Here is a 15,426-nt window from a genome sequence, read left to right on the forward strand (position 1 = left end):
CGGCAATGCGCCACCGCGTGCGCGATGTCATCAACGGAATCTACAATAGGCGGTCTTCTTTTTCCCCGGACCGCCCATGAAACTGCCTGCCACCTGGCTGTGCTGCCTGTTGCTGACCTCGCCGGCCTGGGCCGCGGATACCGTGGTCAGCGGCAAGGTCTACCTGGAGCGCGACGGCAAACCCGGGCGCGGTGCGACCGATCCGGGCCTGGCCGGGGTGCAGGTCTCCAACGGCGAGACCATCGTCAAGACCGCCGCCGATGGCAGCTATAGCCTGCCACTGCGCGACGGCCAGACCGTATTTGTGATCAAGCCCGATGCCTACACCTTCCCGAAGGCCACCGACGGCCTGCCATCGTTCTGGCGCCACTACCGCCCGAACGGTTCGCCGGCGCTGAAGTACGGCGGCATCGCCGCCACCAGTGACGTCACCCGCAACTGGGATTTCGCCCTGCAGTCGGACCGCCATGACAGCCGCCGTGGTTTCCAGATGCTGGTGTTCACCGATTCGCAGACCGCCAGCCTGAAGGACATCGGCTACTACCAGCAGTCGATCGTGGCACCGCTGATCGGCCAGACCAACGCGCGCATGGGCACCACCCTGGGCGACATCGTCAACGACGACCTGGCCCTGTACCCGGCGATCAACAAGGTCACCACCGAGCTCGGCGTGCCGTGGTTCCACGTGCCGGGCAACCACGACCTCGACTTCGATGCGGCCAGCGACGAGCATTCGCTGGACAGCTGGCGCAACATCTACGGCCCGGACACCTACGCGGTGGAAGAGGGTGGCGCCAGCTTCGTGTTCCTGGACGACGTGGTCTACGACCCCAAGGCCAAGCCGAAGTACATCGGCGGCCTGCGCGAGGATCAGTTCGCCTTCCTTGCCAGTTACCTGAAGGGCCTGCACAAGGACCGCCTGCTGGTGCTGGGCATGCACATCCCGTTGTTCGACGCCGCGCCGGGGCGCGAGACCTTCCGCCACGCCGACCGCCAGCGCCTGTTCGACCTGCTGAAGGACTTCCGCAACGTGCTGGTGCTCAGCGGCCACAGCCACACCCAGCAGCACGTCTACCACGGCAAGGCCGAGGGCTGGAACGGCGACAAGCCGCTGCACGAATACAACGTCGGTGCCAACTGCGGTGCGTTCTGGTCGGGCGTGAAGAATGCCGCCGGCGTGCCGGACAGCACCATGAGCGATGGCACGCCGAAGGGTTATGCGCTGCTCGACGTGGCTGGCAATGGCAGCTACAAGCTGCAGTACCGCGTGGCCGGCCAACCGGCCAGTGAGCAGATCGGCCTGCATGCCCCCAAGGTGCTGCGCCAGGGCGCCTACCCGGCGTGGGGTGTCTACGCCAATGTCTACATGGGTGAGGATGCCAGCGTGGTCGAGTACCGCGTGGATGGCGGCGCCTGGCAGCCGATGAAGCAGGTCAGCCAGCCCGATCCGCGTCTGATGGTGGAGAACGTGGCCGACGATCTTGCAAACAACCTGCGTGGCTACGATCGCTCGCCGGAGGCCACCGCATCGCCGCACCTGTGGCGCGGCGCGTTGCCGACCGATCTGGCGGTGGGCAGCCACAAGATTGAAGTGCGTTCGACCCAGCCCGACGGCGCGGTGTTCACCGCCACCACCAGCTACAGCCTGCAGACTGCCCAGCCCTGATCCAGGGCGCTGCTGCCCAACGCGAAAGGACCCCGCATGGATATCCGCTTCATGGCCGGCACCACGCCGGTGACCCTCAGCCGCCACTGGTTCACCGGTGCGATGCTGCTGCAGAGCGCCACCGAGAAGGTCTGGGTGCAGCACCCGCTGCATCCGGGCACCCACTTCTCGTTCTCGCTGGTACAGTCGTGGCTGCGTCACATCGCCGGCCACGAAGTGCTGGTCGAGCGCACCCGGCCGCTGCTGTTTGCCGGCTTCCGCCCGCAGCGGCTGCGCGTGCTGGTGGATGGTGTGCAGGTGGCCGAACAGGAAGGCATGTAGGCCAACCTGAACCATCGGCGTGCTAGGCAAAGCCGCCCCGATGCCTGAGAATCGGGGCGATTCAATCGATCCAAGCAGGCCAGCGTGACCATCGCAGCAGCGTCCCCGGTTTCCACCGACTCCGCCCGCGGCGGTCTTCCGCGCAGTCTCGTTGTCGCCGATGTCGGCGGCACCTTCGCCCGTCTGGCCTTGGCTGAGACCCAACCCGGCCAGGCGCCGCTGCTGGGCAGCCATCGCACCTATGCCTGCGCCGAGCACCCCAGCCTGGCCGCGATCCTGGCCGATTTCACCGCTGGTCTCGGCCAGCCGGTGCAGACCGCAGTGGTGGCCATCGCCGGTCTGCTCGATGGCGATGTGCTGATCAATGCCAACCTGCCGTGGACGGTCTCGCTGTCGACCACGCGCGAACAGTCTGGGCTGCGCGAACTGCAGCTGATCAATGATTTCGAGGCGGTGGCGCTGGCCATCCCGTACCTGCAGCCGGAAACCCTGGTGCCGCTGAACGGCGATGCTGATCCGGCGCAGGCGTTCCCGGCACTGGTGCTGGGCGCCGGTACCGGCCTGGGCGCCGCACTGCGCTTCGCCGATGGCGAGCGGCCGGTGCTGGCCAGCGAGATCGGCCATGCCGCGCTCGGTGCAGGCAACGCGCTGGAACTGCAGGTGTTGGGCAAGCTGCTGCAGCGCTGGGCGCACGTGGACAACGAGCGCGTGCTGTCCGGTAGTGGCCTGATGAACCTGTACCCGTGCCTGTGCGAGCTGCGCGGTGCCACCCCGGTGTGGACCAGCACCGAAGCACTGATCGGTGCCGCCCGCAGCGGTGAGGACGCTCTTGCTGTGGAAACGTTGCAGGTGTTCTGTGCCTGGCTGGGCAGCCTGGCCGGCGACGCGGCGATCGCCGTCGGCGCGCGCTCGGTGTATCTGGCCGGGGGCATTTCCGCGCATGTGCAGGATTTCCTGGCCGATGGCCGCTTCCGTGAGCGATTCCTCAACAAGGGTGTGCTGACCGAGGTGCTGCGCCAGGTACCGGTGTGGCGGGTGGAGCACGGCCAGCTGGGCGTGCTCGGTGCAGCGGTCTGGCACGCCGCACGGCAGCCCACGCACGACTGATCGGCAGGGCCGGCATCGGGCCGGCCATGCATTGCAGACTGGGAGGGGAAGATGGTGGATCGCAGGCAGTTCCTGCAGGCCGGTGCACTGGCCGCAGGCATGGCGGCATTGCCGGGCGTGCAGGCACGCACGCAGGGTGGGGCCAAGGTGGTTTCGACCTGGGACTTCGGCGTACCGGCCAACCAGGCCGCATGGAAGGTACTGGCGCAGGGCGGCAGCGCGCTGGATGCGGTCGAAGCGGGCGCACGCTGGGCCGAGAGCGAGTTGTGCAACCCCACCGTCGGCCATTGCGGCAATCCGGATCGCGACGGCGTGCTGAGCTTGGACGCGAGCATCATGGACGGCGATGGCCGCTGTGGCGCGGTGGCCGCGCTGGTCGACATCCTGCATCCGGTATCGGTGGCCCGCAAAGTGATGGAGAACAGCCCGCACGTGCTGCTGGTGGGCGAGGGCGCGCAGCAGTTCGCGGTGCAGCAGGGTTTCGAGCGCAAGCACTTGCTGACGCCGCAGGCTGAAGCCGCCTGGCACGAGTGGCTGAAGACCGAGAAGTACCAGCCGCAGATCAATGCCGAGCGCCGCGGTATTCCCGGCAACAGCGACAACCACGACACCATCGGCATGCTGGCACTGGATGCCAAGGGCCACCTGGCCGGTGCCTGCACCACCAGCGGCATGGCCTGGAAACTGCATGGCCGCGTCGGCGACAGCCCGATCATCGGTGCCGGCCTGTACGTCGACAACGACGTGGGTGCAGCCACTGCCTCGGGCGTGGGCGAGGAGATGATCCGCAATGCCGCCTCGTTCCTGGTGGTCGAGCTGATGCGCCAGGGACGCTCTCCCGCGCAGGCCTGCCGCGAAGCGATCGACCGTGTGGTGCGCAAGCGCCCGGAAGCGAGCAAGACGCTGCAGGTGTGCTTCCTGGCCATGAACAAGCAGGGCGAGGTCGGCGCTTACGCGCTGCATCGCGGCTTTGTCTACGCAGTGTGCGATGCGCAGCGCCAGGATGACCTGCGCGATTCGCCGTCGATCTACACGAGCACCCAGGCGTGAGCACGCGGCTGACCCTGGAAATCGCCAGCAACTCGCTGGCCTCGGCGCTGGCCGCCCAGGCCGGCGGCGCCGACCGCATCGAGCTGTTCGACAACCTGGCCGAGGGCGGCACCACACCGTCGTTCGCCAGCATTGCGATTGCCCGCGAACGCCTGTCGATCCCGCTGTTCGTGCTGGTGCGGCCACGCCCGGGCGACTTCCACTACGACGCGCTGGAAACCGAGCTGATGCTGCGTGACATCGCGCAGTGCCGCGCGCTCGGCTGCGATGGCGTGGTGATCGGTGCGCTGGACGTGCAGGGCGACATCGACGTGCCGCTGTGCCGCGAACTGGTGCAGGCTGCCGGGCCGCTGCAGGTAACCTTCCACCGCGCCTTTGATGCTGCCCGTGATCTGCCCGCCGCGCTGGAGCAGGTGATCGGGCTGGGTTGCCAGCGCGTGCTGACCTCGGGCGGCCAGGTCAGTGCCGAGGCAGGTGCCGATGTGCTTGCGGGTCTGGTCACACAAGCGGCGGGGCGCATCAGTGTGATGGCCGGCGCGGGGCTGGGCCCGGCCAATATCGCCGCCGTGGCACGACGGAGCGGCTGTACTGAATTGCACGCCTCGGCCAAGGGCCTGCGGCGCTCCGCCATGCAGTTCCAGAACCCGGCGCTGCGCGGACTGGACCCGGACTGGAGCCAGACCGCCACCGCCACCGTAGCCGCGCTGCGGCAGGCGATGGACAGCTGAGGGCTGCCCGGGGTCGGATCCCTCCGTAGGAGGGCTCTGACCCCACCCGAGGCAATCGGGTCAGAGCCCCTCTGCGAGGGGATCCGACCCCGTACGCCGGCCCGCCACGGACAAAATAGTTCCGCGCACGATTGTCGCGATCGTGTCATTGACGTGTGCGCCGTCGTCTCAGCGATGTTTCGCAACCCTTTGATTGTTCTGGATACCGGCAGCCGATAACGCCACTCCGCCGCACGTTGCTGCGTCGCCGCATGCCGGGCGCGGTTCAGCTGTGCTTTAGTTTGGATCGATCCATAGGGGAGGGTGTCGGGACGGTCTTGAACCGATCCAGGTGCCCGGATCAGCCGTAGTGCCGCGCCACCACCCGTCCGTGCGTCCACACTTTCGAAGAGCAACCACCCATGGCTCAGTCCGTTCGCAAGCGTCGTCACCTGCTGTCCCAGGCGTTGATCCTGGCCCTGTTGCCCCTGGCTGCCAGTGCGCAGGAGGCCACCAGTTCGTCCACCAAGGATCTCGATGCGGTCACCGTCACCGGTTCGCGCATCAAGCGCGCCAGCGTTGAAGGCCCGGCGCCGGTCAACGTGATCACCGCCGCGCAGATCCAGAAGGAAGGCTTCGTCAGCGTGTACGACGCGCTGAAGACGCTCACTGAAGCCACCGGCACCGTTGAAGCGGCCTCGCAGTGGGGATCGCATACGCCCAATGCCAGCGGCCTGAACCTGCGCGGGATGGGCCCGAACCGCTCGCTGCTGCTGGTCAACGGTCGCCGCGTGGCGGACTACCCGTTGCCCTACGGTGGCGAAACCAACTTCTCCAACTACGGGAACATTCCCGCTGCCGCGGTGGAGCGCATCGAAGTGCTGACCGGTGGTGCCTCGGCCATCTATGGCTCGGATGCGATCGCCGGTGTGGTCAACGTCATCCTGAAGACCAACTACGACGGCGACGAAGTACGCGTGCGCGGTGGCACCTCCACCGAAGGCGGCCGCGATACCTGGGATCTGTCCTGGGCCGGCGGCAGGACCGGCGACAACTGGAGCGTGACCTACGCACTGCAGTACACCAAGCGCGATCCGCTGTTCGGGCGTGATCGCCCGCAGATGGACGATGCCGACGACGCACCGTACGCGTCCTGGAACATGGAACAACGCAAGGTCGGCTTCCGTCCCACCGCCGGTCTGGCGCTGATCGATCCGACCACCGGCCAGCGCCTGGCGCCGCCCACCGGCACCTGCGAGAAGTTCGACGGGGAGTACTACACCGCCGATCGCCTGGTCTACAACTACGCCGCCAACACCATCACCAACACCGGCCGCCTGTGCGGCATGAGCGCCGACTACGCCAACTGGCTGCTCACCGGCGGTGCCGAGAACGTGTCCGGCAACCTGTATGCCACCTTCGATTTCAGCAACGACCTGCAGGCCTGGACCAACCTGGCGGTATATCGCTCCGAAGCGATCTGGGGCACCAATCCGCCCAGCGTGTCGCTGATCGACGATGACAATGGCTACTACTGGGATGCCAACCGCAACCGCCCGATCCTCGGCGTGCGCCAGTTCACTCCGAACGAGGTGGGCGGCCTGGATACGCTGCGTAACACCAACCGCGAACTGTCCTGGGACTGGAGTGCGGGCCTGCGCGGCCGCCTGGCCGGCCGCTTCGACTGGAGCGCGACGGTGGGGCGTTCCTACTACCGCGTGGAAGAGCGGCAGAACGTGGTTGACAAGCAGAAGTCGTACGACTATTTCCTCGGCCCGAAGCTGGGTACCACCGCCGACGGCGAGGCGATCTACGCACTGAACGAATCGCGCTGGTGGAACCCGTTGACGCCGGAGCAGTACTGGCAGATGGGCACGGTGGCGAAGAACCGTGCATCCTCATGGGTCAACCAGGCTTCGGCGGACATCACCGGCGAACTGTTCCAGGGATGGGCCGGCCCGATCTCGTTCGCGGCGGTGGCTGAAGTCGCACAGCAGGGCTATCACCTCAGTCCCGATCCACGCGCCGGCATCGACTTCGACCTGCAGAACGTCGATCGCGGTGGCGGCGAGCGCACGCGCTATTCGGCCGGCGTCGAGTTCAAGATCCCGCTGCTGGAAAGCGTGACCGCCACTGCGGCCGCGCGCTATGACCGCTATGGCAGCTACAAGGCTGACAGCAGCAGTGAAGCGCTGAACATTGGCAGCCAGAAGGAGACCACCTGGAACGTCGGCCTGGAATGGCGCCCGGTGGAGTCGCTGCTGGTGCGTGGCTCCTATGCCACCAGCTTCCATGCGCCGGACATGCACTACCTGCTCGGTCAACCGAGCAGCTCCGAAGTGCAGACCTATGACCGCCTGCGCTGCATCCAGAGCGGCGCTTACCTGGTCAACAACTGTGGCGTGGGCAATACCGATGTCTGGTACACCTTTGACGTGAACCGGCGCGGCACGCCTCTGCTGCGCTCGGAAACCGGCGATTCGTGGACGGTCGGTTTCGTCTGGGACGTGATGCCGAACCTGTCGGTCAGTGCAGATTACTGGGCAATCAAGCTGGAAGACATGATCGTCGACGTTGGCGCCGACGAGGTGCTGGCCAGCGAAGCAGGCTGCCTGACCGGCAAGAACATGGACGGTACGCCGTGGGCCAATCCGGCCGGTGGCGAATACTGTGCGGGCATCCTGGCCCGCGTGAACCGTGACAGCAACGGCCGCCTGGTATCGATCGAGCGCGGCCCGTTCAACCTGGCCAGCCGCGAAGTGCGCGGCATCGACCTGACCGCGCGCTATCGCCTGGAAACCGCGCAGTGGGGCAGCTTCCAGCTCGGCCTGAACTACACCAACCAGATCTCAACCAAGGAACAGCGTTACGCCAACGATCCGAACCCGGAGCGTCGTGACCGTGACCTGCGCAGCAAGCTGCGCGCGAGCCTGGCCTGGCAGCGTGGCAACTGGAATGCCAACGTCTATGCCGATCGCATCGGTTCGGTGCCGGGCGTGCGCTACCACTGGGGCACCGATCGCCTGAACAATCCTGGCGGCTGCCTGCCGTTCGCCGATGGTTACGTGCCCAGCGACAGCCCGTCGCTCAACTGCCTGGAGCCGGCCACGCGTCCGGACGGCTCGCCGAATCCGAATCCCAATGCCGGCCAGCAGACGGCGCGCTACTACGGGCGGGTCGGGCCGTTCATCACCTGGAACTTCAACGTGGGCTACCAGGTGACCGAACGCGCCAAGGTCAATGTCTACGTCAACAACGTGTTCAATTCGGCCAGTTGGAACCACAAGGATCCGTACAAGCTGGACTACGACTTCGCTCCGACCCGCCTGCTCGGCGCGGTTGGCCGCGAGTTCGCGTTGGAATACGTGTTCACCTTCTGAGGTGGACGGCGGGGGCGTCGGGCCTTGATCCGCAAGGCGCCCCCGTCCGCCCGGTAGATCCACGCCATGCGTGGATGAACCCCTTCATGAACCCCGGGGTGGCTGGATTTGACCTTCCCACGATGGCAAGGTTTAGCCTGTCCGCATCCAGAAGGAACCCCGGGAATCCGATCATGAGCACGCCCCGCGCCACTGCAGTCCCCGCAAGCCCGTCCACCATCAGCCTGCCCATCGAGGGCATGACCTGCGCCAGCTGCGTCGGCCGTGTCGAAGCGGCGCTGTCCAAGGTCGAGGGCGTGGGCAGTGTCTCGGTCAACCTGGCCACCGAACGTGCGGATATCCGCGCGTCCGGTCCGGTCGATCGCGCCGCGCTGATCCAGGCGGTGGAGCGGGTGGGTTATGACGTGCCGGCCGGCACCATCGAGCTGGCAGTGGAAGGCATGACCTGTGCCTCCTGCGTCGGTCGCGTCGAGCGCGCGCTGCTGGCGGTACCGGGCGTCAGCCAGGCCAGCGTCAACCTGGCCACCGAACGCGCCACGGTACGCGGCGTGGCTGCTGTGGATGCGCTGGTAGCGGCCATCGACAAGGTCGGTTATGCCGCCCGTGCCATCGAAGCAGGCGTTCAGTCCGATGACGAAGCGGCGGAAAAGAAGGATGCCGAGCGCGCCGAACTGAAACGCGACCTGATCGTGGCCACCGCACTTGCACTTCCGGTGTTCGTGCTGGAAATGGGGTCGCACCTGATTCCCGGCATGCACGAATGGGTGATGGCCACCATCGGCATGCAGGCCAGCTGGTACCTGCAGTTCGTACTGACCCTGCTGGTGCTGGCCATTCCCGGCCGCCGTTTCTACCAGAAGGGTTTCCCGGCACTGCTGCGGCTGGCACCGGACATGAACTCGCTGGTGGCGGTGGGTACCGCCGCAGCGTTCGGTTACTCGGTGGTGGCGACCTTTGCACCGCGGTTGCTGCCGCCGGGCACGGTGAACGTCTACTACGAAGCAGCGGCGGTGATCGTCGCGCTGATCCTGCTCGGCCGCTTCCTTGAAGCGCGCGCGAAGGGCCGTACCTCCGAGGCGATCAAGCGCCTGGTCAACCTGCAGGCCAAGGTCGCGCATGTGATCCGTGACGGCCGCACGATCGAGATCCCGGTCAACGAGGTTCTGAGCGGCGATGTGGTGGAAGTGCGCCCGGGCGAGCGCGTGCCGGTCGATGGCGAGGTGATCGAGGGCCGCAGCTACATCGACGAGTCGATGATCAGCGGCGAACCGATTCCGGTCGAGAAGCAGCCGGGCAGCAGCGTGGTGGGCGGCACGGTCAACCAGAAAGGTGCATTGACCGTGCGTGCCACGGCGGTGGGCGCGCAGACCATGCTGGCGCAGATCATCCGCATGGTCGAACAGGCACAGGGCTCGAAGCTGCCGATCCAGGCGGTGGTCGACAAGGTCACCCTGTGGTTCGTGCCGGCGGTGATGCTGGCCGCACTGGCCACGTTCCTGGTCTGGTTGATCTTCGGCCCATCGCCGGCGCTGAGCTTCGCGCTGGTCAATGCGGTGGCGGTGCTGATCATTGCCTGCCCGTGCGCGATGGGCCTGGCGACGCCGACGTCGATCATGGTCGGTACCGGCCGTGGCGCCGAAATGGGCGTGCTGTTCCGCAAGGGTGAAGCGCTGCAGTTGCTGAAGGACGCGCAGGTGGTGGCGGTGGACAAGACCGGCACGCTGACCGAAGGTCGCCCGCGCCTGACCGACCTGGAGATCGCCGACGGCTTCGATCGCGCCACGGTACTGGCCGCGGTGGCTACCGTGGAGTCACGTTCGGAGCATCCGATCGCCCGTGCCATTGTCGATGCAGCCACCGAGCAGGGCCTCGCGCTGCCGTCGATGATTGATTTCGAGTCGGTCACCGGCATGGGCGTGCGTGCCAGCGTAGAGGGCGCACGGGTAGAGGTCGGCGCCGATCGTTTCATGCGTGATCTTGGCGTGGATACCACCGCGTTTGCAGCGTTGGCGGCCGAACTCGGCGCGCAGGGCAAGTCGCCGTTGTACGCTGCCATCGATGGACGCCTGGCAGCGATCATCGCAGTATCCGATCCGATCAAGCCGAGCACGCCGGCCGCGATCGCGGCGCTGCACCAGCTTGGCCTGAAGGTGGCGATGATCACCGGTGACAATGCCGGCACCGCGCAGGCGATCGCACGCCAGCTGGGTATCGATGAAGTGGTGGCCGAGGTGCTGCCGGAAGGCAAGGTAGAAGCGGTGCGCCGCCTGAAGGCCACCCATGGCCATGTCGCCTTCGTCGGTGACGGCATCAACGATGCGCCGGCGCTGGCCGAGGCCGATGTCGGCCTGGCGATCGGGACCGGCACCGATATCGCGGTGGAGTCGGCCGATGTGGTGCTGATGTCGGGCAACCTGCAGGGCGTGCCGAATGCCATCGCGCTTTCGAAGGCAACGCTGGGCAACATCCGGCAGAACCTGTTCTGGGCCTTCGCCTACAACACCGCGTTGATTCCGGTAGCGGCCGGCGTGCTGTACCCGGTCTGGGGCGTGCTGCTGTCGCCGGTGTTCGCCGCCGGTGCGATGGCGCTGTCCAGCGTGTTCGTGCTGGGCAACGCACTGCGCCTGCGCCGCTTCCAGGCGCCGATGGCGGATGTACCTGCCGCCAGTCATTGAAGGAGAACCGCATGAACATCGGTGAAGCCGCCAAGGCGTCCAGCGTTTCGGCGAAGATGATCCGCTACTACGAACAGATCGGCCTGATTCCCGCGGCCGATCGCACCGAGTCCGGCTACCGGGCGTACTCGCAGGCGGACATTCACCGCCTGCGTTTCATTCGCCGCGCGCGCGATCTCGGCTTCCAGGTCGCCGAGATCACCGACCTGCTGGGTCTGTGGAACGACACCTCGCGGCACAGTGCCGACGTCAAGCATCTTGCCGAACAGCACATCGCCGACCTGGAACAGCGTATCGAAAGCATGCGACAGATGGCCGACACGCTGAAGTCGTTGATCAGCTGCTGTGCGGGCGATGAGCGCCCGGAATGCCCGATTCTGCAGCGGCTGGGCGAAGACGAAGAAACCCTGGCACCGCCAGAGACCGCGAAGACCGGTGCGGTACGGCGCCGCGCGCACAAGCACTGACCCGGCGTCGCATGCATGAAGAAAACCCGCCCGGTGCAGATGCACCGGGCGGGTTTTTCGTTGCAGGCGCAGGGTAGGGAATCAGGCCGTGCGCGGCGGGAAGCCGGCATCGGTCAGTGCCGCCACGATCTGCGCTTCGCTGGCCGAAGTCTGCACCTGCACGCGACGGCTGGCCGGATCTGCCTGCACGCTGGCCTGCGGATCGACCAGCTCGATCGCCTTGGTCACGCTGCGTGCGCAACCGCCGCAGGTCATGCCTTCAACGTGGAATTCCATCTGTAGCTCCTTCGGTGCTCTTGGGGGTGAAGCCAGTGTGCACCTTCCAACATTGGCAGGGTCAAGCGCAGGGCTGAACCGAAGAAAAAGCACCAATGAAAACGGCAGCCACCTGTACCAGCGTGGCTGCCGTGGAGGAACGTCCCCGCCAGGGCGGGGCGTGGGTCGCACCGGGGCGGGCCCGGGCAACCCGGTGTTGCCTTAGAACTTCCAGGTCAGGCCGACGTAGTACTGGCGGCCGGAGTAGGTGTTGGACAGCAGGCGCGCCCTGGTGTCGTTGCCCAGGTGCACGCGCTGCTCGGACTTGGTGACGTTGAGCACCGAGGCCGTCAGCGCCAGGTCTTCGCGGATGTTGTAGGCCGCGTTCAAGTCCAGCTGGTCGTACGGCTCGGAATACGAGCTGAAACCGTTGTTGAGTCCACCGACCACCACGCCACGACGGTTGTACGAGGCGCGCGCCAGGAACTTCTCGTTCTCGTAGAACATGGTGAAGTTGGCCTGGTTCTTGGCACTCCCCACCAGCGGCGAAGAACCGATCTGCTCGCCGTTGATCTCCACCGACGCCATGTTGGTGTCGTTGTAGGTGTAGTTGGCCTGGAAGCCGAGGCCAAAGTCGAGGGTGTACTGGCCGTAGATTTCCACGCCCTGCGACACGCCATCGCGGCCGTTGGCCTGGGTCTCGTACTTCTGCACGGTCACGTTCTGGCCGCCGACGTTCATCTGCTGGTCGCGGACCACCGGCACGGTGAAGTTCTTCACGTCCTTGCGGAACAGGCCGACACCGGCCACTGCGCCCGGCTTGAAGTACCACTCCAGGCTCAGGTCGTACTGGGTGGCCTTGAACGGCTCCAGTTCCTTGTTGCTGCCCGAACCGTACCAGCCCGGGTTGGTGGCGCCGCCGGCGACGCGGCGGTCGTTGCTGTACTCGTCGGAGTAGTAGCTCAGGCCGCCCGGGTAGGCGATGTTGGTGTAGCTGGGGCGGGCGATGACCTTCGACGCGGCACCACGCAGCACCAGCGAATCGGTGATGTCCCAGGCGATGTTGAAGCTCGGCAGGATGTCGGTGTAGGTCTTGTCCAGCGAGGACTGCTCGTAGGTCTTGGCGCGTGCCAGATCGTCCGGCAGGCGCACGAAGCCGCTCTCGCAGCCATAGCCGCTGTTGGAGCCGAGCAGCGCGGCCGCCGACGGATCGGTGCAGGCCAACGGCGAACCGGCGGCGTTGTCGGCGAAGTAGTCATTGAAGCGCTCGACCGAATCGCTCGAGGATGCATGCTGCTTGGTCCGTGCCACGCGCACGCCGACATTGCCGCGCAGTCGCTCGGTGCGGAAGTTGGCCTGCAGGTAACCCGAGTACACCTTCTCCTGCACGTCGTAGACGAAGTCTTCCTCGGTGCGGTTCTGCACGCCGCCGTAGCGGTTGTTCAGATAGTCGATGTACGCGGGGTAGTTGATGCCCGGGAACACATTGGCGTTGAACCCACCGGCAATGTTGTCCATCGGCTGCGACAGGAAGAAGCCCGGCTGCGCGATACCGGCGGTCGAATCACAGCCTGCCTGGTAACGCTTGCTGTAGTCGCCAGGGTCGGCACCCTGGCAGACCCAGTAGGTATTGCCGGTGTTGCGGTGGACCTTGCCGTCGCTGTACTTGGCGCCGAACTGGATCGAGTCCAGCCAGCCGGCCTCGAACATCTTGGTCACGTCGGCCTGGAAGTGGTTCTGCTTGACCTCGGTACGCTTCCACGACGAGTCGGTCGAACCGGTATCCACCTCGGCTATGCCGGCCATCAGCTGCTGCTGCAGGTCCGGCGAGAAGTTCACCGACGGGGTGCCGGTCAGGTCCCAGGACGTGGCCGTATTGCCGGCCTGCCACTGGCCATCGACCTGGCGACGCGGCTTGGCCGACATGCGGAAATTCATCGACGGGCCGCCCTCCGACCAGGTCCTGCCACCAGCGAAGCTGGCTTTCCACAGCGGGCTGATGTCCCAGTCGATGGTCAGGTCGGCCGTCTGCGACAGCGCTTTTTCCTTGCTGTAGGTGCCGGTCAGCTGCGGGGTGGGGATGGTGCAGTCATCCGGACCCCAGCCGCCCGGACGCAGGCCGGCTGCGGCCGCCTGATCCTCGCTGCAGATGTAGTTGCGGCCTGGCTGCATCTGGTACTGCGCGCCGGTCACGATGGTGCCGCTGGGGTCCATGGTGAAGCCGTTGAGCATGCGGCCGCCTTCCCAGTTGCCGTCGCCGGCCACGCGCGCCAGGTTCCATTCCGGAACCTTCAGCATGTTCTGGGTGTAGTTGCCCTGCAGCTCGAAGCGGAAGTAATTCGCCGTCATCGTGACGTTGTCGAGCGGCTTGAACTGGAACGTCAGCTGGCCACCGGTGCGCTCGCGGCGCTCGTCACGCACGGCGAAGTTGACCGAGGTCGGCATGAAGAAGCCGGAGTAATGGCCGCCATTCTGGTTGTAGATGCCCGAGCGGCCCCAGAACTGCGATGCATCCGGCAACGCGTTGCCGTACACGTCGACGGCCGGATTGCGGGTGCGGCCGGCAGCATTCCAGACATAGTCATGGATGACGCCGCCATTGGCGTCCACACGGTCGCTGTACCACTGCCAGTCTTCGGTGCTGACTTCCATGCTGCGGTTGGTACGGACCTGCCGGGTCGCACCGATCAGCAGGCCGAAGCGCTCGTCCTTGCTGTGCCAGGAGTACATCGCCGACGCCTGCGGGTCGACGCCGCTGCTGGTGTCGGAAGAGGTACCTTCGATCGAGGCGAAGCCGGAGTTGGCTTTCATGTCCAGCGGACGGCGGGTGCGCAGGATCACGGTGCCGCCGATGCCGCCTTCGTCGATGCGTGCTTCCGGCGTCTTGTACAGCTCCGCCGCCGACAGCATGTTCGAGGGCAGCAGGGTGTAGTTGAACGAACGCGATGCTTCGTCGTTGGTTTCCGAGGTGGCGACGTAGTTGCCGTTCAACTGGGTCAGGGTCAGGTCCGAGGCCAGGCCACGCACGCTGACGTTCTTACCTTCGCCACCACTGCGGGTGATGATCACGCCGGGCACGCGCTGCAGTGCGTCGGCGACGTTCTTGTCGGGGAACTTGCCGACATCTTCAGCGGTGATCACTTCGACCACGGCGTTGGCGTCGCGCTTCTGTTCGAGGCTCTTCTCGATGGCGTAGCGATAGCCGGTGACCTGGACGCTGTCCAGGGTGGTGGCGTCCTGCGCGCCGGTGGAGGCAGCCTGCTGTGCGGCGGCGCCTGCCGGCACGATGGCGGCGGCCAGGGCCAGCGCGATGGCCAGCGACAGTGCGTCGTGACCATGCGTGCGTGTTGAATGCTTCATTCCCATCTCTCCCTCTCTCCTGGATTGATCCGGTGACGTGGCACGGACAACTTGAATCGATCTAATTTGAAGTGACATTGTCGCTATTGCCATGCAGTGGCAGTAGCACCGTGCGCGTGGCCTGGTACGTCCTGTTGCTGCTCCCCCAACTCCCGGCCATCGCAATGTCGTTCTTGGATCGATCTAAGCGATGGGCGGGCGATTTTTAGCATGGGTCGCCCGTGGGCGCATGCTGCTCCGCAATATGGTACTGGCGTGGCGAAGGGATGACGGTTTGCTGAAATCAGTGAAATCGTTTTCGTGCGCAGGGGAGGGTGGGGTGGCAGGGCTGCGCCCTGCACCTGCTGTGAGCTAGGGCAACAGCCAAAGCCAAAGCCAAAGCGGCTCTGGGTTGTCTGTGTGTTGGGCGGGGCGGTGTCGGATTGCGGGGACGCCGTA

Annotated in this window: 10 protein-coding genes; 8 read left to right on the forward strand and 2 right to left on the reverse strand. The window is 65.9% G+C overall.

All coding sequences use genetic code 11. The features are described 5' to 3' along the window. Positions 1 to 76 precede the first annotated feature (76 nt). The 8 genes from AC3ITW_RS09700 (at position 77) to cueR (ending at position 11,373) form a co-directional block, all read left to right on the forward strand. Positions 77 to 1,666 carry a calcineurin-like phosphoesterase C-terminal domain-containing protein gene (locus AC3ITW_RS09700; protein WP_153675492.1) on the forward strand — a complete coding sequence of 530 codons (1,590 nt, stop codon included), beginning with the start codon at positions 77 to 79 and terminating at the stop codon, positions 1,664 to 1,666. 36 nt (positions 1,667 to 1,702) lie between these two features. Further along, a complete protein-coding gene (locus tag AC3ITW_RS09705) occupies positions 1,703 to 1,987 on the forward strand; it encodes a hypothetical protein (protein ID WP_005409434.1) in 285 nt (94 codons plus the stop codon). A gap of 84 nt (positions 1,988 to 2,071) precedes the next feature. Next, positions 2,072 to 3,094 (forward strand): glucokinase, encoded by a 1,023-nt coding sequence (locus AC3ITW_RS09710; RefSeq protein WP_012510890.1) that lies wholly within the window; start codon positions 2,072 to 2,074, stop codon positions 3,092 to 3,094. 51 nt (positions 3,095 to 3,145) lie between these two features. Next, a complete protein-coding gene (locus tag AC3ITW_RS09715; RefSeq protein ID WP_489390283.1) occupies positions 3,146 to 4,144 on the forward strand; it encodes a glycosylasparaginase in 999 nt (332 codons plus the stop codon). Continuing rightward, entirely contained in the window at positions 4,141 to 4,872 is a 732-nt protein-coding gene (locus tag AC3ITW_RS09720; protein WP_006363362.1) for a copper homeostasis protein CutC, read from the forward strand. Before AC3ITW_RS09715 ends, AC3ITW_RS09720 begins: the two co-directional genes overlap by 4 nt. 401 nt (positions 4,873 to 5,273) lie before the next feature. Beyond that, entirely contained in the window at positions 5,274 to 8,231 is a 2,958-nt protein-coding gene (locus AC3ITW_RS09725; protein ID WP_489390284.1) for a TonB-dependent receptor plug domain-containing protein, read from the forward strand. Positions 8,232 to 8,404: 173 nt separating this feature from the next. Continuing rightward, positions 8,405 to 10,906 carry a heavy metal translocating P-type ATPase gene (locus AC3ITW_RS09730; RefSeq protein WP_489390285.1) on the forward strand — a complete coding sequence of 834 codons (2,502 nt, stop codon included), beginning with the start codon at positions 8,405 to 8,407 and terminating at the stop codon, positions 10,904 to 10,906. Positions 10,907 to 10,917: 11 nt separating this feature from the next. Continuing rightward, positions 10,918 to 11,373, forward strand: a complete 456-nt coding sequence (gene cueR / locus AC3ITW_RS09735) for a Cu(I)-responsive transcriptional regulator (protein WP_006363367.1) — start codon at positions 10,918 to 10,920, stop codon at positions 11,371 to 11,373. Positions 11,374 to 11,454: 81 nt separating this feature from the next. On the opposite strand, the gene AC3ITW_RS09740 is transcribed toward cueR, so the two are convergent. Continuing rightward, entirely contained in the window at positions 11,455 to 11,649 is a 195-nt protein-coding gene (locus AC3ITW_RS09740; protein WP_021204511.1) for a heavy-metal-associated domain-containing protein, read from the reverse strand. A 201-nt stretch (positions 11,650 to 11,850) separates the two neighbouring features. Further along, positions 11,851 to 14,994, reverse strand: a complete 3,144-nt coding sequence (locus AC3ITW_RS09745; RefSeq protein WP_100468320.1) for a TonB-dependent receptor — start codon at positions 14,992 to 14,994, stop codon at positions 11,851 to 11,853. Positions 14,995 to 15,426 lie beyond the last annotated feature (432 nt).

The organism is Stenotrophomonas sp. KH_052, from assembly GCF_057838755.1.